This is a genomic window from Vibrio sp. 10N.261.52.C11, assembly GCF_041471405.1.
GTDB classification, from domain to species: domain Bacteria; phylum Pseudomonadota; class Gammaproteobacteria; order Enterobacterales; family Vibrionaceae; genus Vibrio; species Vibrio crassostreae_C.
Genome location: NZ_JBFROI010000024.1, coordinates 172242 through 192540 on the forward strand (window position 1 = coordinate 172242; position 20299 = coordinate 192540).

Annotated in this window: 14 protein-coding genes; 6 read left to right on the top strand and 8 right to left on the bottom strand. The window is 45.6% G+C overall.

The features are described from left to right. Positions 1-148 precede the first annotated feature (148 nt). Positions 149-364 carry a hypothetical protein gene (locus AB4323_RS10100; protein ID WP_105059341.1) on the top strand — a complete coding sequence of 72 codons (216 nt, stop codon included), beginning with the start codon at positions 149-151 and terminating at the stop codon, positions 362-364. Positions 365-521: 157 nt separating this feature from the next. Here the strand turns inward: AB4323_RS10100 and AB4323_RS10105 are convergent, their stop codons facing one another. The 3 genes from AB4323_RS10105 to AB4323_RS10115 all read right to left on the bottom strand — a co-directional run bounded on the left by AB4323_RS10105 (position 522) and on the right by AB4323_RS10115 (position 6106). Further along, on the bottom strand, positions 522-3362 hold the full coding sequence (locus tag AB4323_RS10105) for an Hsp70 family protein (protein ID WP_372152302.1): 2841 nt from the start codon (positions 3360-3362) through the stop codon (positions 522-524). A 153-nt stretch (positions 3363-3515) separates the two neighbouring features. Next, on the bottom strand, positions 3516-5474 hold the full coding sequence (locus AB4323_RS10110; RefSeq protein WP_372152306.1) for an Hsp70 family protein: 1959 nt from the start codon (positions 5472-5474) through the stop codon (positions 3516-3518). Beyond that, a complete protein-coding gene (locus AB4323_RS10115) occupies positions 5474-6106 on the bottom strand; it encodes a DUF2760 domain-containing protein (protein ID WP_017091262.1) in 633 nt (210 codons plus the stop codon). The genes AB4323_RS10110 and AB4323_RS10115 overlap by 1 nt, the downstream gene beginning before the upstream one ends. Positions 6107-6456: 350 nt before the next feature. On the opposite strand from AB4323_RS10115, the gene AB4323_RS10120 reads away from it, so the two are divergent. Together AB4323_RS10120 and AB4323_RS10125 are read left to right on the top strand one after the other, a co-directional pair. Then, a complete protein-coding gene (locus AB4323_RS10120) occupies positions 6457-7995 on the top strand; it encodes a sensor domain-containing diguanylate cyclase (protein ID WP_102428586.1) in 1539 nt (512 codons plus the stop codon). An 87-nt stretch (positions 7996-8082) separates the two neighbouring features. Further along, positions 8083-8613 (top strand): 3'-5' exonuclease, encoded by a 531-nt coding sequence (locus AB4323_RS10125; RefSeq protein ID WP_017060438.1) that lies wholly within the window; start codon positions 8083-8085, stop codon positions 8611-8613. A gap of 122 nt (positions 8614-8735) precedes the next feature. Here the strand turns inward: AB4323_RS10125 and AB4323_RS10130 are convergent, their stop codons facing one another. The 3 genes from AB4323_RS10130 to AB4323_RS10140 all read right to left on the bottom strand — a co-directional run bounded on the left by AB4323_RS10130 (position 8736) and on the right by AB4323_RS10140 (position 11920). Next, complete coding sequence (locus tag AB4323_RS10130) at positions 8736-9185, bottom strand: TerB family tellurite resistance protein (RefSeq protein WP_372152308.1); 450 nt, start codon at positions 9183-9185, stop codon at positions 8736-8738. Positions 9186-9338: 153 nt separating this feature from the next. Further along, on the bottom strand, positions 9339-11366 hold the full coding sequence (locus AB4323_RS10135; protein ID WP_372152311.1) for an alkaline phosphatase family protein: 2028 nt from the start codon (positions 11364-11366) through the stop codon (positions 9339-9341). Between the two features lie 101 nt (positions 11367-11467). Beyond that, positions 11468-11920, bottom strand: a complete 453-nt coding sequence (locus AB4323_RS10140) for a hypothetical protein (protein WP_102428589.1) — start codon at positions 11918-11920, stop codon at positions 11468-11470. Between the two features lie 81 nt (positions 11921-12001). On the opposite strand from AB4323_RS10140, the gene AB4323_RS10145 reads away from it, so the two are divergent. The 3 genes from AB4323_RS10145 (at position 12002) to AB4323_RS10155 (ending at position 18210) form a co-directional block, all read left to right on the top strand. Beyond that, complete coding sequence (locus AB4323_RS10145) at positions 12002-13330, top strand: MipA/OmpV family protein (protein ID WP_017070881.1); 1329 nt, start codon at positions 12002-12004, stop codon at positions 13328-13330. Positions 13331-13528: 198 nt separating this feature from the next. Continuing rightward, the gene (gene hrpA / locus AB4323_RS10150) at positions 13529-17572 is read left to right on the top strand and encodes an ATP-dependent RNA helicase HrpA (protein WP_372152314.1); all 4044 of its coding nucleotides are present in this window, start codon (positions 13529-13531) and stop codon (positions 17570-17572) included. Between the two features lie 143 nt (positions 17573-17715). Continuing rightward, on the top strand, positions 17716-18210 hold the full coding sequence (locus AB4323_RS10155) for an outer membrane beta-barrel protein (RefSeq protein WP_371724434.1): 495 nt from the start codon (positions 17716-17718) through the stop codon (positions 18208-18210). A 155-nt stretch (positions 18211-18365) separates the two neighbouring features. On the opposite strand, the gene AB4323_RS10160 is transcribed toward AB4323_RS10155, so the two are convergent. Both AB4323_RS10160 and AB4323_RS10165 read right to left on the bottom strand, forming a co-directional pair. Next, entirely contained in the window at positions 18366-19148 is a 783-nt protein-coding gene (locus AB4323_RS10160) for a hypothetical protein (RefSeq protein WP_372152344.1), read from the bottom strand. Continuing rightward, positions 19069-19860, bottom strand: a complete 792-nt coding sequence (locus AB4323_RS10165; RefSeq protein ID WP_372152316.1) for a hypothetical protein — start codon at positions 19858-19860, stop codon at positions 19069-19071. Before AB4323_RS10165 ends, AB4323_RS10160 begins: the two co-directional genes overlap by 80 nt. Positions 19861-20299 lie beyond the last annotated feature (439 nt).

The window sequence follows — 20299 nt, forward strand, 5'->3', positions numbered from 1 at the left end:
CCATTGTTTGAGCCCAGCTAAAGGTGACCATTTTCATGTGTTCAAAGTGGGTAAATTACGAAATTGAGATCGCTATCTCATTGGGTTAGTTGAAGTTTTATGGGGTTGAGCTATCTTTATATTACTGCCTTAGTGGAGGTGAAGTATTATGATTTGGGATACTCTCGAACGTGTAAATAAACTTCGCAAGGAAGCAATGGAGGATCCAGAATTCTTGGATTCAGCAAAAATGCATGAGGAATGGCTTTTGAGCGAAACTCATAATCAATCCAATAAAGGAGCAAAAGAAAAGAAACCAAAAAAACTGTCTGACATCTATGAGAATACAGACTTTACTATCAACCCAAACGGAACGAAACATTAAACAATGATTAACTGTAACACGGCTGAGGCTCTTAACCCGAAAGCTAAGTACCAACGACACACACCAGCCTTTAGCCACCAATAAAAAAGCCACTTTCAATGTATCGAAAGTGGCTTTTTCTTTTCTAGCTGCTTAGAAGCGATATCTGCATTCAGCCCTAGCTGTTGATTAGGCTCAAGCCGCTTGGTAAAGCATCACCAAACACACGCTTAGATTCGCTCTCGGACAGCTCAGTTACTTCACGAACCAGCGTTAACCAAGACTCTGGAACCTTGCTCTGCTTTAGCTTCTCAATCACTTGATTACGGTAATCGTCAGAGATATCAAACTGTCGGTCGCCAGTCTTGCGACAAATCATCACCGCAGCAAAGGCTATCATCTGCTCTTTATGCCAGTTCTGCTCAAGCAGTTTCGGTAACCATTGTTCAGCTTGTTCTCTAGGAATCACGCTGTGTTGGCTACCATACAAAGGTGTTCTTGAAGCCAATCGACCCAGAGCCCACCAGTGCGCTTGTTCAAATTGGTTATGGTTGATCGCTTTGCTTAAGAACCAACTTGCCAGCAGCACTTTGTCTTCAACCTCAAGTCGCTCAAGTGACGCCGCTAAACGGACCATGGCTTCATAACCATTATCTTGCGCATCTTTGGCTGTCTTAGGGTTCTTCATTGCACCTGGGTGAAGGTATTTAGCGATGTCCGCCAAGATACTCTCTTGCTGCTCTTGGTTTAGCCCACCAGCGACACGACGCCAGAATACCCACCAGTCTGTCCAGCCTTGGTGGTTCTTGAACTGAATGTTCTGTTGGTAAAGGCCCCAAATCTGTTCGATACGCCATGAGTCAGTCGGATCGCCAAAGCCAGGACGTAGCGAGTATCCCGCCAAACGCAGCCAGTTCTTCTCGTGTGCTTCTGAGCGGCGACGACGTTTACGACCTAATGAGAAGGTATCAAATAGATGACGAAGGGTCGTGAAGTCCCATTCATCGCGTTTACCTAGTCGCTTCTCAAGATCTTTCGATAGTGTTTTGATCTCTTTCGATTCAGCACTCTTCTTGTTGCCGCTGTACAGACGAGAAATCAACTCCTTACACTCTTCCAATCTTGGGTGAAGCGCGGAGGTATCAGATTCATCGCCTTGCTTGTTTCTTACTTCAAACTCAAGCAACCAACGCTTAGAGTCATCTTCTATACTCACACACTCCATTTTCAATGTGCCGACTTCGGTTAACTGACAAGCGAGCAGTACTTCAACACGCTCTTTTTGGTTGGCTTGGAGCTCTGCAGTACCTGAGCCTTCCAGCGTAGAAATATACGGTGGGAGAGGGGAGAACAAGTCGGCATCCACATTGACCATCACACCGTTTTGAATGGCGGTGTCATGAGCAATTTGATCGTGTGTTGAAGTCAGAAGATTAAATCGTACTGGCTCACCTAAAGTCAGCGAGAAACGACGGCTGTTCAAGCGTATCTCTTGGCCTTCTTCGGTTCCTTTGGCAAGCAGACAAAGCGCTTTACCCATCTTGTTTTTCTCTTGCAGATGCAAGAAGTAAGAACGGGCAGCACCGCCACCGATTTTCAGCTGTGCACCGCGGCGTGCTTTACCAAAGGCAACCGCGCCAAGGGCAACAGACCAATCTGGATGAGGGTTATCAAGCACTGTGATAGGAGAACCGTTCCAGTTGCCCAGTAGCTGAGTAATTCGCTCTGTTACCAGTTCACTGTTAAACACACCACCATTGAGCAACACGCCAACTGGAATTGCAGGTTTGGTGTCATCGAACTCAATAGAGTCTGAGTTTTCCAATGCGGCTTTAGACACTTGTTGGTGCGTTGCTAGGAATTCTGCAACGTGCTTACTCACCGCAGGGTCAGCCACGTAAGGCAGACCAAACTCAACCACAGCACTGCGGCGTTTGTCGGGTGTTTCAGTAAACTCAGAAAGCGGGAAGAAACCTTCCAATGCGATTTGATGGACTTCTTGTTTAGTTAAACCAATACTCTTAGTACCGCCAAGCAGTTTTGAACCGCTGCCCAGCATGGTGATCTTTACATCATCGGGCGCATTGGCAGAAAGCAGGCTCTCTTTTGCGGCGCGAGTCTGTTGAATCAGTTTGGTTAGGCTAGAGGCATTGAGCTTTTTGTTTTGATTGAAGCGTTGCTCAGCGAGGTGAGCAAGCGCTAAATCGAGGTTGTCACCACCGAGCATCAAGTGTTCACCAACACCAATACGGTCGAGTGCGAGCTCGTTATTACCGTCGCTGTTCGCATCGAATTTGGCTTCAATTAAGCTTAAATCGGTGGTACCACCTCCAACATCACACACTAGAATCAGTGGGATTTGTTGAAGTTCATCTGCTGCGGTTTGTTGGTGACGGGCATACCAGTCATAACAAACGGCTTGCGGCTCTTCGAGTAATAGAATCTTACCTAAGCCCGCCAGTTCTGCGGCTTCGAGTGTTAGCTTACGTGCTGTCTCATCGAAGGAAGCAGGAACGGTAACCACAACATCTTGGTCTTCCAGCTTGTTGCTCGGGTTACGGTAGTTCCATGCTTGGCGAATGTGGTTGAGGTAGCTTGCACTCGCCACAACTGGCGAGACTTTATCGACATCAGCTGCGCCAGCCCAAGGCAGAATGTCGGAGTTACGATCAACCGCTTGGTGTGATAGCCAACTCTTAGCACTCGATACTTGGCGGCCTTCAACCTTAGCGCCTAATTCACGAGCCCATTCACCGACGATAACGTTCTTAATATCGCCTTCAACGGGGCTTGGTTCCCACGGCATCGTCAGGTCAGAAGGGGAGATTTGACCTTGTGCTGGGTGGTAACGAAAGGATGGAAGTAGGGGCTTGCGAACCACTTCACCGGGGCCGATGAGTTGGTCAATATCGAAAAGAGAAACGGGAGCATGTTGTAGGTCGTCGTTGATTTCACAGTAAGCGACAACCGTATTGGTTGTACCTAAGTCAATGCCGACTAAAAAACGAGGAGTTGCCATACAAAACCTTATTCTTCCAGAGTGATGACCAGTTTTTTGATAGCTTTGGTCTTATTGTTGTTATTCGTAAACGTCATTCCTGAGAAACAGGCAGGACTAGATTGAGAAATGCATTGATAAAGTAACGGCACCCGCTAAGGTGCCGTTGATTCATTATGCTTGTTCGTTTGAGTCGTTATTCGAGTCTTCACGAACATCGAACTCAACGTGCCACTTCTGACCGTTGTCAGTAGCAATCGCTTCTAGGTGTAAGGTGCCTAGCTCAGTAACGCGAGAAGCCAAAGTCACTGGAACCACTTCACCTTCGCGACGGCCTTCAGAAACCGGCAATGTCACTTGGATTTCAGGAAGCTCATCAAGCTCTTCAGGCGCCCAGTGATCAAGGTGCGTACCCGCTTCATCTTCACGACGAATGGTTGAACCGAAGAACTGGAAGTGTACTGGCTGACCAATCACTAGACCGAATTCTTGGCTAGGTACTTGTACGCTTGAACCTTCTTCCATACCAAATGGTGCAACACACAAAGCTTCCATCGGAGGAGCCATACCTGGGATAGCTGGCATCGCGCTTTCAATTCCTACGTAGTAAGAAGAAGCGATACCACCGCGGATACGAACGCCTTGGCCACGACGAACTGCGCCGTAGTATGAAGCGCCACTTGCAACCGCTAGGTCTAAATCTAAACCTGAAAGCTGTTTTGCGAACTCTTCGTCAGCATTGATCAACCATTCGTTGATCGTATCTGAAAGACGATCAGCAAGTAGGTTCGATTTTAGAACACCACCATTGAACAGGATTGCTGTTGGCTTGATGAAGTCTGCCGCTGGCGCTTCTGACCCTTGCGTACCGGGCATACCGGGCATGTTTGCAAACGGGTTGAAATCTTGCTGAGCCGTTTCGCTATTTCCAGAAAGCGCGTTCGCTTGCTTAGAAAGGAATGCGGCAATGTGACGAGTAATACCTGCGTCTTGAGCGTAAGGCAGACCCATTTGAGTCAGTGCGCCACGCGTCTTTTGTACAGGGTGCTCAGTTACAGCAACTTTAGGGAAGAAGCCGTCCACTAATGTTTGTTGAACTTCTTGCTGAGTCAGTTCTGTTTTCAGTGTTGCGCCAAGCAGTTTAGAACCACGGCTTGGAACAACGATAGGCACAGATTGCAGTTCAGCATCGTTAAGCAGTGCTTCTTTCGCATCACGACATGCGTGAGTCATTGCTTGAACCTGCCAAGGAGCCAGTTCTTTGCCTTCTTGCGCCAGTTTCATCTTCAAGCGGTAAGCCAGTGCTAAGTCCATGTTGTCGCCGCCAAGTAGGATATGTTCACCTACTGCGATACGGTTCAGGCTTAGGTTGCCGTCATCTTGTGTTACTTCAACTAACGAAAGGTCGGTTGTACCACCACCGATATCGACAACAAGAACGATGTCACCAACGTTAACTTCATCACGCCATGTGTCGTTGCTGTTATCAATCCAGCTGTACAGAGCCGCTTGTGGCTCTTCAAGAAGCGTTAGGTGAGCGAAACCAACATTACGTGCAGCTTCTGCTGTTAGGTCACGAGCCGCAGGATCAAACGAAGCTGGAACCGTGATCGTTACATCTTGGTCTGCCAGTTTGTGTTCTGGGTTTGCGTGGTTCCATGCGTCTTTAAGATGCTCAAGGTACAATTCAGTTGTCTTAAGCGGAGATACTTTTTCAACTTCTTCAGGGCTGCCTGCAGGAAGGAAAGCATCGCGACGGTTAACACCACCGTGGCATAACCAAGATTTTGCACTTGCTACCAAACGGATAGGGGTTTTAGAACCAAGGTTACGAGCAATTGCACCCACTAGCGCTTTTGGCTCTGAAGACCAAGGAAGAACGCGAGAGCCCGCATTCATTTCATGTTCGTGCGGTTGGTATAGGAACGAGCCAAGTTGGCTGCGAGTTTCTACTGTACCTGGCGCCGTCAGTTGAGGGATTTGCATCACCTCAACGCGAGCGTCTTCATTGCTTGTGTCTATGTAAGACAAAACGCAATGTGTAGTACCTAAATCGATACCAACACTGAACTTGGGTACCTGGTTTTGCTCTTGAGAAGATGGCTCTTGAGCTGAATGACTTTGGTGTTTCATTATAGCTCCACCTCTGCCGGTGCAATTACAGATGCATCGTAGTTTTCAGCAAGCTTAGGCAGGTTCATGTCAGTTGCTTTCCAACCTTTGTGAACCAGTGTGCCGTTGAATGGCGCATTACCCGTTACGTTGCCAGTTAGGCGAATTTCTTGAGGGTTGAAACCTTCAGCAATAGTGATACGTGTTTCTTCATCTTCAGTGCGGATGTGAGACAGCGTTACGTAATCGGCTAATACTTTTTGACCGCCAGTGTGAATAACACGAGCTGCCGCGCCAACTTCTTCATCAGAGAATGATGTTAGGTCTTCTTTTAGGAAGTCAATCAAACGAGCTTCTTGCTGCATGATAGACAGTAGCTGCATTGCAGAATCTGTTGGTGCTGTTGCCAGCTTAGATTCAACTTCTACTACTTTTTCGATCACACGTTCAACTTCAACAACTTTCTCTACTTCGACAATTTTCTCAACTGGCTTTTCAACTTCAACGATCTTTTCTACTGGTTTTTCTACGACTTTCTCGACCACTTTGGTTTTACGAGAAACGGCAATTAGCAGTAGTAAAACGCTTGATGCAGTTAGGCCTGCGTGAAGCATATCAAACGTTTGTGGGATTAGGTTCAAATCAACGATCATAGTGATTTCTCTTTAAAATTGATTTAACGGTATATTCGTCGGTTTAAAGGAATATACAGGTTGGAAAGAAACTCAGTGGCATAAGGCCGAAATGGTCACTTTCAAGCTATAAATATGGGTGGATACTAGCATATTCAAGGCTTAAGGGCTTTATTTAATGTTTTCAATAAACTGGCTTTTTGGTGAGTTAGCTTGAAAGTTAATCGAGATTTGTTGGTTTATTAGCCGTAAATGTCCATGGGTTGTAAATAGTGTTAGTTTTATCCCATTGTGAGAGTCAAAGATAAATAGAGCCTAGCATTCCGGCAGTGTATACTTTCGACTCAAAATAACATCATATGGGAAGCTGTATGCCCCACACTACCGACCCTATAACAGGGTTGAAGAAACGAACTTTGCCGTTAGTTGTCTTTTTTGCCACATTTTTGATGACGGTGTTGTGTTTTGTTTTGGTTGCGGCGAATCAAAATAGGTCTTTGAATGAGAATCTGGATAGCTTTGCTCAGCATCAAACGCTCAGTTTAAAAGCGTTTATTGATAACGATGTCGCTTATATCGGTTCCGGTGCGAATTTTTTCTATTCTAATGATGTCGATAGTCGGGACCGATTTGATCGTTTTGCTCAGCAAACGATTAACGGCTCGAAAAGCCTGATCGGATTGCAGTGGATGCAAAAAGTAGCGGTAGAAGATATCGCCGAGCACACCGCCAAAATGAAAGCTCAATACCCATCCTATAGAATGTTTACTATCCCTAAACATGGGCCAAAAACTTATGGTTATGTCTTGGATGGCGAGCCCGTATTTATCGCGACAGATATTTATCCGAATGATCCAGTGAACAACGGTGTTTTGGGTTTTTACTCTTCTCGTGAGCGGTTTAATCTGGTCATTGAGAACATTAAAAAAACACGTGAAGCGAATATTTCAGACAAAGTTCGTCTATTGCAAGATGGTTTAGACAGCAACACACCTAAGAGCGGAATGTTGGTCTACCACCCTGTGTTTGATGGTCAAACGGACAATTTGTTAGGGGTTGTGATTGGTGTTGTTCGTACCACATACTATTTTGAGAAACTTCTGGCATCTACTGTCGGCGATATGGACGTTTATGTGCGTGTTACCGATAGCGGTTTTGAAGCTGAAGATGCCCCGATAATGTTCGAAACCAATGGTTATGAAGCGGTAACTGGGCAGCACATTACAAAGACGATTACATTAACTAACCGTGAATGGATTATCGACTTCAAGATAGATGCATGTATTTCATTTAATGGTTACTTAGTGTTGGCGGGAATCGGCATAGTTGGTACCACTATCTCATTACTGCTTGCTTATATTGTGAACCTGCAAATTCGAGAGAAAGAGCGCTTATATCGAATGATTGATGAAAGAACAGAAGAACTTCGCTTTCTTGCCAATCATGACAGTTTAACGGAAATTTATAATCGCCGAGCTTTTAATAAGATGCTTGGTCAATCGATACAAAGCGATAAGCCGTTTAGCTTAATAGTGTTTGATGTTGATAAGTTTAAAGAGATCAATGATAAGTTTGGGCACCCAGCCGGTGATGCGTTACTTATCCATGTGATTAAGGTTATCTCAGTGAGCTTGAAGTCTGGAGATAACCTATTCCGGATGGGAGGGGATGAGTTCGGTATCATTTCGAGCATCACTGAACATGACTCATTGTCTCGCTATTTAGAATGTATTTTAGATACGGTGAGTGAGTCTCATTGCGAGCATTCTGGCCAGCTATTGAGTTGCACTCTAAGCATCGGGGCTACCATCCGCACTAATGAAGACATTGAAGCGCTCCTTCAAAAAACTGACAGCATGTTATACCTAAGTAAGTCAAATGGCCGAAATCGAGTCACAATTGCAGGCTAAATGAGCACTTGATGCAACTGGGGTCGAGTTCTTTATTAGGCTCATGTACAATTTCACGAAATTTTTGACGAGAGAATTAGGCGACGTATGAATCACAATCGAGTGGTGTGTTTCGATTTGGAAATGTGCTGTTGGAGCGAAGACGGTGTAGGAACAACAGGGGAGATCATTGAAATTGGTCTTGCTGAGATCGATCTTGTATCTGGAACCATCGTGAAGCGCGCGCAATATTACGTTAAGCCCGAAAAAGACGAAGTCTCTCTATTTTGCGCCGAGTTAACGGGCATTACCCCTCGTAAAATCGAAAAGCAGGGTCGCCCATTAGAGTCTGTTATCAAGTCGATGATTAAGAACTTCGGTGGCCCAAAGAAAATCTACGCAGCGTGGGGACGCGACGACCTTATCTTACACAAAGAGTGTATTGAGAAAGGCATTGAACCTCCGTTTAGCGAGTTCTTAAACATCGCAACGCTTTACCGTGTTCAGAATCGCTTGAAAGACAAACGCATTGGTCACCGCGCTGCTCAAGAAGCCAAAAATATTGAGTGGGAAGGTCGTCAGCACTCGGGTTATGTCGATGCTTATAATCTTGCGAAACTCACATTAACTATGTTGTAGCTAAATTTTTAGCTCCTCTCAGCCCTGTTTAGTCAGCTTTCAGTTTACCGATTCAAAAAAGCGACCGGTTTCTTAACCCGTCGCTTTTATTTATTTCAGTTTCCAATTCATTATTTCAGGCACTAATTTTCGCCTAAAACACTTAACTTACTCTTGATGAAGTCACAGTGGTCGACGTAGAGCAGTTCTGCTGTTTTACGGATCACAGAATCTTCGATAGGGTCAATTTCCCCGTCGGCATGCGCTACTTCCCACATCGCTTTGATTAAGTCGATTCGCACTGGCTGAGATAGGTCTCTGAGTTGCGATGTAAAGTCATACAGCGATACTGATTGCTCTACTTTCGGCTCTGCTTGCGCGAGCAGTACCTTTGCTTGTTCTTCATCTAAATCCAGCAAACGCTGCAGAAGGCGTAGCTTAGCGACTCTTTCTGATTCATTGATCTGATGGTCGGCACCCGCGACTTCACACAACAAACTCGCGATGGCGATATTAGGTGATGTGCCTTGGTTTTTGCTTAGGTCCTGGCCTTCAATCAATTGTTTAAACATTGATGTGAGAGAATTGAACATAACGAGCTCCAGTTAAAATTTGTATCGAGTTCCGTAACGCTGATAGCTATCAACTATAACCATAAGCATAACTATTGGGTCTACAGAGTGTGATCGCAAGCGTCTTTACTAAAAACTGACATTACGGATACGCGAGCGATAAGGAGCATTTTATCAATCGGGCTCTGGGAAACGGGTAATTTTACCGTCGCCACTGAGTGTCGTGATCGATTGCGGTTTCCCATCAGTGTCTAGCCTCAATTCTCCAATCGCACTGCGGTTTGAAAGGCGATAGAAGGTCTGATTGTCAGGGCTTCGCTTTTCGATCTTCAAGCGTTTACGCTTAGTGAAGTAGTTCAAAACTGAGCGAGGGCTGTATAACAGACGGTCCCATACATCGCAGAATTTAAGCAGCGGAGCAGGGAACTGATTTTTAATGCCACTGCAGGTGATTTGATAGATGTTCGGGCTGTTGCGACGATACCTAAGCTTGATGTCATAAGCGAAGGAGTAGTGAACGTCACCAGAAAGTACCACAAAGTTGGTTGGTGTTTTGGTATGTGTAAAGATACTGATCAGCGTATTCGCACTGCCCGGATGTGCCATCCAGTTTTCAGCATCTATCACTAATGGCTTGCCGATTGTGGTCGCCATCTTTTGCAGTGTTTCAATAAACTTCACGCCAAACATCGGTGCAGCAGAAACGATCACCACTTTATCTTGATTCATTAACTGATGTTGAAACTCAATCAGGGCTTCCCAGTCCATCAAACCTGAAGGTTTATTCATGCGTGACTCTGAACGCCAACGACGCGTACGAGTATCCAACACAATGACTTTAGGTGAGCTATCTATTGTGTAATGCCAACCTTCAAAGCGACTTAACATCTCAATGAAGGCTTGATGCTTGTCTGGCTCGATGTTGCCAATAGAGTGAGTAGTCGCTGCATTGCCGGCTTCATTATGAGTTTGTTTACTAATGCGCGGTTGTTTAGTAATGAGCGGTTGAGCGACAAAAAGCTGTTTTGCTTGCTCGATAAACGTTTCATCGAAGCTCTCCGGTTTGTTACCCCAACCTTGACACATCCAGTAAGCCGCAAGGCCGTTACCAATGACTTGGGTCGCGAACTGGTTTTGGTCGACGGCATGCTCCCAACCCACGGTAAGGTTCCAATCATCCGTCACATCGTGATCATCGAAGATCATGTACGTTGGAATATGCGCGAACAGACGTTGCACTTGCGGTAAGCCAGCAATGAAATCATCCATGATGACGCTTTCATCACGCCATTGTTGCTGCTCAGTCGGTGTTAATTGGCGTCCACCTTGAGTGAAGTTATTCTCAATTAAACGCTCTCGATTGACGCATTGCCACAGTGTCGGAGACCAAACCAATAAGTACATCGCGATAAACTCAGACAGCGTGACCAAGTGGTTTTCACAATCGGTAGAGCTAAAAATCGGCACGCCACGGTTCGGGAATAACTTATCGAGCATGGATTCTGAAGCTGTGTGGTGCGGCAAATAGTGATGACGCTGGTATAAGTGGTATTCACTGTTATACAGAGCGTCACTGTTGTTGATTTGTTTAATTTGCGAGTCAGTCGGTAAGCTTTCGCCTACAAGGCCAAGCAGGTGAATCACTTGTTGAATAGCATCAAGTGTTGGGCCTGCCACATGGTCGGCGTAGATCTGATCGCCGCTCATCATCAGCATGTCGGGTCTTTCAGCGACGGTTTGATCGGCCATCTTGTTATCGGCTGCAACTAGGCTGTCTTTGCTTGGATGATGCGGGTTGCGGCAAGAGCCATGAAGAATGTAATCAGCTGAGGTCGATATCTTAAACTCAACGCGAGATTTACCGTTGTAAACAAGGTGAGGGGCGAGCTCTTTTAGTGAACCTGACTCTGTGTGAATGTCATATTCAAGCAGCGTATTAGTCGGAAACTCACCTTGTAAGCGAATTAGCGTTATCCACGCATGTGTACCGATTTGAATCGAATCATGTTCTTCAAGCGATGAGGTATAAAACGGCTGGTCTTGTGCTGCTTCAGAATCGTCTATTTCTTGAGTATGAAGCTCGGCTCTGCCTGTAAGAGGCGAGCTGGTGGCTAACCAAAGTACTACTTCAGTCGCGGTGGTTTTTCTTAAAATGGGTCCGGCGAGTAACAGGGGAAGAGATGATGTCGTAGAGGGTTTCAATACGGTACCTAAAATCGTTGGTGGCTAGTCGTCGTGGTGTTCTTTTGTTTCGAGCTTGTTCGTGTCTGGCTTTGTGGTTCCAAGCGTTGATGCTTCAAATTCTACTGAGTCAGATTCTGTTGATTATGCTCTGCAATCTCAGGCTCTGTCGTTTCAGATTCTGTTGATTCAAGAACTTCGATAACTTCTGAGCTAGAAAGTTCATGGCCCATTAGAAATATTGCCAATAGGGCATCGGCTTTGGTCTTGGTATCGGAAGGCTCGTCTAATAACAGTTCGAGCTTTTCTCGAATCATAGCAATCTCGTGCTCAACAAAGCCACGGCCTTCTTCATCCCCTTGATTGTCTTCAGGGGCATTATCGAATTCAAGAAATAGCATGTCACCGTCTAGGTTGGTATCCACCAAACGCTCAGGCAACCACGCCTCACCCATAACAATATCTGGATCGGAATCTTTGGGTAAGTGATCTATAATGTTTTGTAATTCGGAGACTTTCACAATACTTTCATTTAACCGAGAATATTCTACATTGTAACGGTCAATGCCGAGCAAACCTAAAAATAGTTAGCCGTCATGGTTAATAAATGTCTAATCAGTAAAACAATATTTTTTTCAAAGAGTAATTACACAAGAATGAAGCTCAAATATTTACCGACTCTTCCTTCATCTGGATTGGTTTTACTAGGTAGCGCTTTCCTAAGTGGCATTTTCGTAAGTGCTAATGCGTGGGCCGCTGAAGAGCAAGAGTGGGGCATCGCTGCAATGTTCCGTACAGCAAGCATCCCTTATGACACGTCTGGTGGCGACCAATCGGTTAGCTCATTCGTACCGATGCTGTTTTTCAAGAACGATTATGTGTTTATTGACGGTACTGAGATGGGGGCATACCTCTATCAAACTGACGATGAGAAGTGGTCTTTCAATGCTATCTCTCGCATGCGCTTTATTGATATTCCTGCATCTGAGCAGAACGCGATTGAAGGCGATACGGCGGACTTTGGTGCTCAACTGACCTACCAACTTGATGATTCTTGGTCTGTCGAGACGGAGTTAATGAGCGACAGTGAATACAACTTCCACGGTAACTTACGAGCTAAAGCCAAGTATGAAACTGGAGATTGGGAGTTTTACCCGAGCGCGACGCTGCGTTATAAAAGTGCTGATTTCAACAGTGAGTATTACTCCGCATCTAATGAAACCATTGGTGCTGGTGTTGACTTAAATGTTGGTGTTGAAACGCGTTACCATGTGGTTTCTAACTTGTACTTATTGGGTTCAACCAGTGTGACTCGATTGGACGATAACGCTTACGATTCTTCGATTGTTGAAGACCGTTATCAGGGGGAATTGTACCTTGGCTTTGGTTTCTTTAACGACAAAGAGAAAGCGCCAAAACCTAAACTGAGCAATGCGCCGTACTTACGTGTCGCACACGGCTGGGGAACGCCATCCAATATTGGCGACATCATGAAGTTCAATCGAGAGAAAGACGAATACAACAACCAGTTGACCTCGTTCTTCTATGGACACCCGTTAACCGATGAGATCTTCGGTTTGCCACTGGATATCTATTTAACCCCAGGTATTGCGCACCACTGGAGCTCAGACGTTCAATCAAGCAGCACCGAATACATTATCGCAATCAAGGCGTACTACACCTTTGATTGGCCAACTCAGTGGCGTGTTGGTGTGGCAGAAGGTATGTCTTACATCGATTCGATTACCTATATCGAAGGCTCTGAGATGGACCGTAAAGGTTACACCGCAAGCCATCTATTGAACTACTTAGACTTCTCATTCGATGTCAACGTTGGCGACTTGATTGGTAAGAATGACTTGAACAACTTATGGTTCGGTTATTCATTGCATCATCGTTCTGCGATCTTTGAAAAATCCTCTCAGTATGGTCGTATCAAAGGCGGCAGTAACTACAACACGGTCTACTTCCAATATGAGTTTTAAGCGCAGTTTTTAACGTTAGCTTTAAACCAGAGTTGACTAAGTACGAATTACATTTGACCGCGCTTTCATAGCTCCTGCGAGTGTTAGCGAGATTAATCAGCCTGATAGCTAAAGGTTTTCCCTTTGCTGTCAGGCTTTTTTGTTTGAGACTTGTGATATAATCGCGCGAGTTTAATAAGTACAAGAATAGGACACGCTTTGACTTCGTCTCCGGAAAAAGCAGATAACAACAAGAATGCAGCACAGCCAAGTTCTTCACAGAGCAAAGCGAAACCAAACCAAGCTGCATCGAAAAAATCTGCTGAACAATCAGCGACAAACAACAAATCATCTCAGAATAGCCCAGCCTCTCTTCGTAAAGCGCTCAACGAATGTATGATGCGCGATCGCTTCCGTTTGAGTAAGCGAATTGCTGGTGCGAGTAAAATTAAGAACGAACAAGCTAAGCACGCTGTCTTTGATGAGATTGCGTTAGACATTGCTAAGTCAATGATGACGGCAACTCAGCGCGCGGCACAGAAACCAACGATTGAATACCCAGAAATTCTCCCGGTTAGCCAAAAGCGCGAAGACATCGCGAAAGCCATCGCTGAAAACCAAGTGGTTATCGTGGCGGGTGAAACGGGTTCGGGTAAAACCACTCAGCTACCAAAAATCTGTTCTGAGCTTGGCCGCGGCCGCTTTGGCTTAATTGGTCACACTCAGCCCCGTCGTCTTGCGGCGCGTTCGGTTGCGAACCGTATTGCTGAAGAGATGGAAACACAGCTGGGTGAGTTCGTTGGTTATAAGGTTCGATTCAACGACCAGATTTCTGACAATACCCAAATCAAACTGATGACCGACGGTATTCTACTGGCGGAGATTCAACACGACCGTTTCTTAAATCAGTACGACACCATCATTATCGATGAAGCGCACGAACGTAGCCTGAACATCGATTTCATCATGGGTTACCTGAAAGAGTTACTGCCAAAGCGTCCTGATCTGAAAGTGATCATCACGTCGGCAACCATCGATCCAGAGCGTTTCTCTAAGCACTTTAACAATGCACCGATCATTGAAGTGTCTGGTCGTACTTACCCAGTTGATACGCGTTACCGCCCATTAGGTGGTGATGAAAGTGATTCAGACCGCGACCAAATCGAAGGCATCTTTGAAGCCGTTGATGAGCTGTGTGATGAAGGCCTTGGCGATATCTTGATCTTCATGAACGGTGAGCGAGAAATTCGTGATACCGCAGATGCATTAAGTAAACGCAACCTTCGTGATACCGAAATTGTCCCGCTTTACGCGCGTCTATCGGCGGGTGAGCAGAACCGTATCTTCCAGTCTCATACTGGTCGACGCATCGTTCTGGCAACCAACGTGGCAGAAACCTCGTTAACCGTTCCGGGCATCAAGTATGTTATCGACCCGGGTACGGCGCGTATTAGCCGCTACAGCTATCGTACTAAAGTACAACGTCTACCGATTGAGCCAGTGTCTCAAGCGAGTGCAAACCAGCGTAAAGGTCGTTGTGGTCGTGTTGCAGAAGGTATCTGTATTCGTCTGTACTCAGAGGAAGATTTCGAATCACGCCCAGAGTTTACTGACCCAGAAATCCTTCGTACTAACCTAGCGTCTGTAATTCTTCAGATGACAGCGCTTGGTCTAGGCGACATTCAAGCGTTCCCATTTGTTGAAGCGCCCGATAAGCGCAACATTCAAGATGGTGTAAGGCTGCTTGAAGAGCTTGGTGCGATCGCCACCGTTGAACCGTCAGCGAACAAAAACAAGAACCACGGCGACGACAAGAAGAAGCTAACCGCGATTGGTCGTAAGCTGGCAAAACTGCCTATCGATCCACGTTTAGCGCGTATGGTAATTGAAGCGCCACGTAACCGATGCCTACACGAAGTGATGGTGATCGCGTCTGCGTTGTCGATTCAAGATCCGCGTGAGCGTCCATCAGATAAGCAACAATCGTCTGATGACAAGCACAAGCGTTTCTTCGATAAAGAGTCTGACTTCATCACGTTTGTGAACTTATGGGATTACATCAAGCAGCAGCAAAAAGCATTGTCGAGTAACCAGTTCCGCAAACAGTGTAAGCAAGATTACCTCAACTATTTACGTATCCGTGAATGGCAAGATGTGTACTTCCAAATTCACCAAGCAATGCGTGAACTGGATACTAAGTTGAATACAGAACCGGGCAGCTACGATGGCATTCACATGTCACTGCTATCAGGTCTGCTTTCGCACATCGGTATGAAAGACCAAGAGAAGAATGAGTATCAAGGTGCACGTAATGCACGCTTCCACATCTTCCCTGCGTCTGGCCTATTTAAGAAACAGCCTAAGTGGATCATGTCTGCGGAGCTGGTAGAAACCTCAAAACTTTGGGGCCGTGTTATCGCGAAGATTCAACCTGAATGGATTGAACCGCTAGCGAAACACCTGATTAAACGCAGTTACAGCGAACCACATTGGTCGAAGAAACAAGCAGCGGTAATGGCACACGAAAAAGTGATGCTTTACGGAATCCCAATCGTACCTAAGCGCCTTGTGAACTACGGCGCGATTGATGCCACCGTCAGCCGTGAGTTGTTTGTACGTAGTGCATTAGTAGAAGGTGAGTGGGAAACCAAACATACGTTCTTCAAACAGAACCGCAAGCTCCTGCAAGAAGTGGAAGAGCTTGAGCATAAATCGCGTCGTCGCGACATCTTGATCGATGATGATGAACTGTTCGACTTCTATGATCAACGTGTTGGCGAAGAGGCAGTGTCAGGCCGTCATTTTGATACGTGGTGGAAGAAGACCAGTCAGAAAACTCCTGAGCTGCTTAACTTTGAAAAGTCGATGCTGTTCCGAGGCGATGCTAGCCACGTTACTGATTTGGATTATCCGAACTTCTGGCACCAAAACGGTATTAAGTTGAAACTGAGCTACCAATTTGAACCAGGTGACGACAACGATGGTGTAACGGTACACATTCCGCTGCCTATCTTGAACCAAATTGACCAAAACGGTTTTGATTGGCAGATCCCAGGCCTGCGTCAGGAACTGGTGATTAGCCTAATTAAGTCACTACCTAAAACGCTACGCCGTAACTTTGTACCTGCGCCAAACTACGCAGATGCATTCTTGGCACGTGTGACACCGCTTGAAGCACCGTTACTGGATTCTCTTGAGAAAGAGCTACGCCGCATGACGGGTGTGGAAGTGGTACGTGATGACTGGAAGTTAGACCAGATTCCAGAGCACTTAAAGGTAACATTCCGCGCTGTAGATCATCGCAAGCGTAAGCTGAAAGAACAGAAAGATCTGCATGAGTTGAAAGAGAGCCTGAAAGACAAGGTTCAAGAAACGCTTTCTAAAGTGGCAGACGACGATATCGAGCAGCAGAACCTGCACACGTGGAGCTTTGGTGAATTACCAAAAGTCTACCAACAGAAACGTGGTGGCTACGATGTTAAAGCCTTCCCTGCGCTGGTGGATACCAAAGACAGCGTAGAGATCAAACTGTTCGAAACCGAGCAAGAGCAAATCTCGGCAATGAAATCGGGTCAGCGTCGTTTAATCTTGTTGAACGTGCCATCACCGATCAAATACTTGCACTCGAACCTGCCGAACAAATCGAAACTTGGCTTGTACTTCAACCCATACGGACAGGTACTCGATCTTATCGATGACTGTATCGCTTGTGGTATTGATAAGCTGATTGAAGAGAAGGGCGGTTTGGTTTGGGAACCGGAGCAGTTTGAAGCTCTGAAAGAACACGTACGTGCAGAGCTGGGTGATACCGTAGTAGAGATTGCTCAACAGGTTGAAACCATCCTAACCACGGCATTCAGCATCAGTAAAAAGCTGAAAGGACGCGTGGATCTTTCTATGGCATTCGCACTTTCTGACATAAAAGCTCAAGTAGAAGGTTTGATTTTTAAGGGTTTTGCCACAGAATGTGGGTGGAAACGCTTGCCGGATATTCTACGCTATATGAGAGCGATTGAACGCCGCATGGAAAAACTGCCAATTGACCCGAACAAAGATCGTCTTCACATGATCAAAGTTGAGTCAGTAATGAATGATTACAAAGAACTGCTGAATAAAATTCCAAAAGGGATCGCGGTTCCAGAAAATGTAAAAGAGGTGCGTTGGATGATAGAAGAGCTTCGTGTAAGCTTCTTCGCACAGCAGCTCGGTACGCCTTACCCAGTATCAGATAAGCGTGTTAAAAACGCGATTGATGCTTGCTAAAGGAATAAAGCTAGACGCAATGGCAAGGTTTGGGTATAAATCTTGCTTATTGCATTACTAATTGAATAGTTATTACATACAGGGCGACTTGGTGGCAATTTATTACCACTCAAGGCCTGCCACTAGGACGAAAAAGGTCGAATATGAAAAAAACGTTATTGGCACTAGCACTACTAGGTGCATCTTCAACAGCAATGGCTGATTCTTGGTTGTACGGCGGTGTAATGGGTGGTCAAAACTCATTCGCTGGTGAAGATGAAAACGCGGTGGGCATCCACGTAGGTACAGGTATCCTTCCACTAATCGGTGTTGAAGCGGGTTACTGGGATCTAGGTTCTTTCGGCAGCGTTAATTACGGCAACCGCGATCTTAAGAATTTAGACGCAAGCACTGCTTACCTAGCGATTAAACCAAGCATCGATTTTGGTCCTCTTCACGTATACGCGAAGGGTGGTCTTCACTCTTACGAGCTTAAAGCTGATGGCTTCAAGCAAGACGATGTTGATATCATGTACGCTGTAGGCGCTGAATACTTCATCTTTGGTCCACTATCTGTAGGCGCTAGCTACCAAAACTTCAAAATGAAAGATGACGACTCTGGCGTATTCACGCTAAACGCAACTATCCACCTACTGTAATTACTTGCAGTCAGTGACAGACGTACCGTTGGTCACGGATATTTGTAGAGTTCGTAAGAATTCGTAAAAAATGCCAGCTTGATAGCTGGCATTTTTGTATCTGTTAACCGTGTAATCGCTACTCTGTTTTCTTCTAACAGGCAGCGGGTAGACGGTTACTTTTTACTGTTCAGAATACGCTGGATTCTTGGGTTAATCGCTTTGCCGTGCTGGCTTTCGTACTCTTCACGTTTTAAATCGTTTAGGTTTTTCACTGAGTTAGCGGCAAGCAGGAATTGCGGCAACTCCGTTTCCAGCATGCCTTTCTCATCTAAACGTTTTGCTTCCAAGTAGTACTTCTTAAACAGACCATCCAGCTTGTTTTCAGCCGTACGCTTCAAGTCATACAGTTTGTTCTGAATCAGCCATTTTTCAATTTTGTTGGCAGCGGTGCGAGACAACACACGGATACGGCTATCCAGCAACTCTTCTTCAGTTAAAGAATCTTTCAGGATCCACAGCTCACCCATTTGCGGCGGCCAGCTGTTGCCAAGCTGAATACGTTCGTGGCAGTGCATTAAAACGCGGTTAAGGCCGTCTGAGTCAACAGAGTGGGCAAACTCAATGAACTTACCGCTTGGCTCACTACCGTACTGATATTCCCACTGCGTTTCGTACACGCTCAAGAAAGAGCCGAACACGTGAATACACCAATCGGTTAGTTCCAGCTCTGCAGGATCTTGATCAACAACAGGTACTTGTTGAGACGCACCAGAATCCGCAGCTTGTGCAGCCGCTACTTTCACTTCGGTACTTTGCGCTTCAATCACTTCAGGTACTAATGGACCTGTAGCGTCAGGTACAACAGGTTGAGCTGGCTCAGAAGGTTGGCTTTTTGCCTTTTTGAATGAGCTGCTGCCTGAAGCGTTCAGATGGGCTAAGCTTTTGTCTATACCCATTTCCTTGAGCTTGTCCTGCATTTCCTGAATATTGAGAGGTCTTCTGCTGTTGTTGTCTTTCATTTTGCTTCTCGTTAACTAGCCAGTACTGCAGCTTGGATTCAATCCGAGATAATGGCATTAATTCATTGGCTTTGGCTTTATACCAGAGGACAAATTTCTTCCATACTAAACTATGGTCACCGGTCAAACCGGAGAATTTAAACGCACGTTCTGCCCATGATGGTATCTCTTCTTCGTTGAGATCATGAGTAGAGACGGTGTTGCTGTTCATTGAGCCTCGACCTTGTGGGCGAGGGGCCTGCTGCATATGTTGCATTGGTGCCGGAGCAGGCTGAAACTTAGGTGCAGGTGCAGGTGCAGGTGCAGGTGCAGGTATAGGTGCCGTAGAGTAGACCGGAATACTATTGGTCGGTTGAACCTCAACGTGCGCCGCAGTTTGCTCTTGCTCAATGAGCATTTTGAAAACGTGAATCTCTTTTTTATCCCGATAATCTACTTTTACCTTATCGAGAAAACCTTGGTCGACTAAACACTTAAGACAGTCGGCTAAACCAAACGTAGAGAGAGCACAAAGTTGACCTGCTGTTTGTAGGCACACATTGGTGTAGCCGAATTCGTCAGCACCGTCTGCAAGCATCAATAAAACCAGCTTTTCTGCAGGGCTAGAAGTATTCACTTGCCAAGCTAAATAAGAATATTTGGCGCTCAATATCGTGTTCTCAAAAAAGGTAAGTCGTTGTCACTATTGTAAGTCACCCCTTACCGAATTTATAGCAACTTAACAGAAAACGGCATTAGTAAGCCAAATATTGACCATAAGGAGACGTCTGCCCCATAAAGTAAGCCTACAGTCATTCATTCTTGTGGTTTAAGCTAGGAATCATTGGGCATGAATACGCATAGCAGCTTAAAGTGCCGACATTCTTTGTTAGGTTAAGAATGCCCAATTCGCGTCCACATTCTGTTGGTCACAATACAGGTCTTCTTTTAAAGTCTTCTCTTTAGGTCAACTATTGATGATTTTCTTAGCTATATCCCATTTATTCTCTTTCCATTCACAAAATGTATTTAATTTATAAAACCCCTTGATATGATCAATATTTGCGCTATTATGACGATAAGTCAGAAATGACGAAGCGTCACAAAAT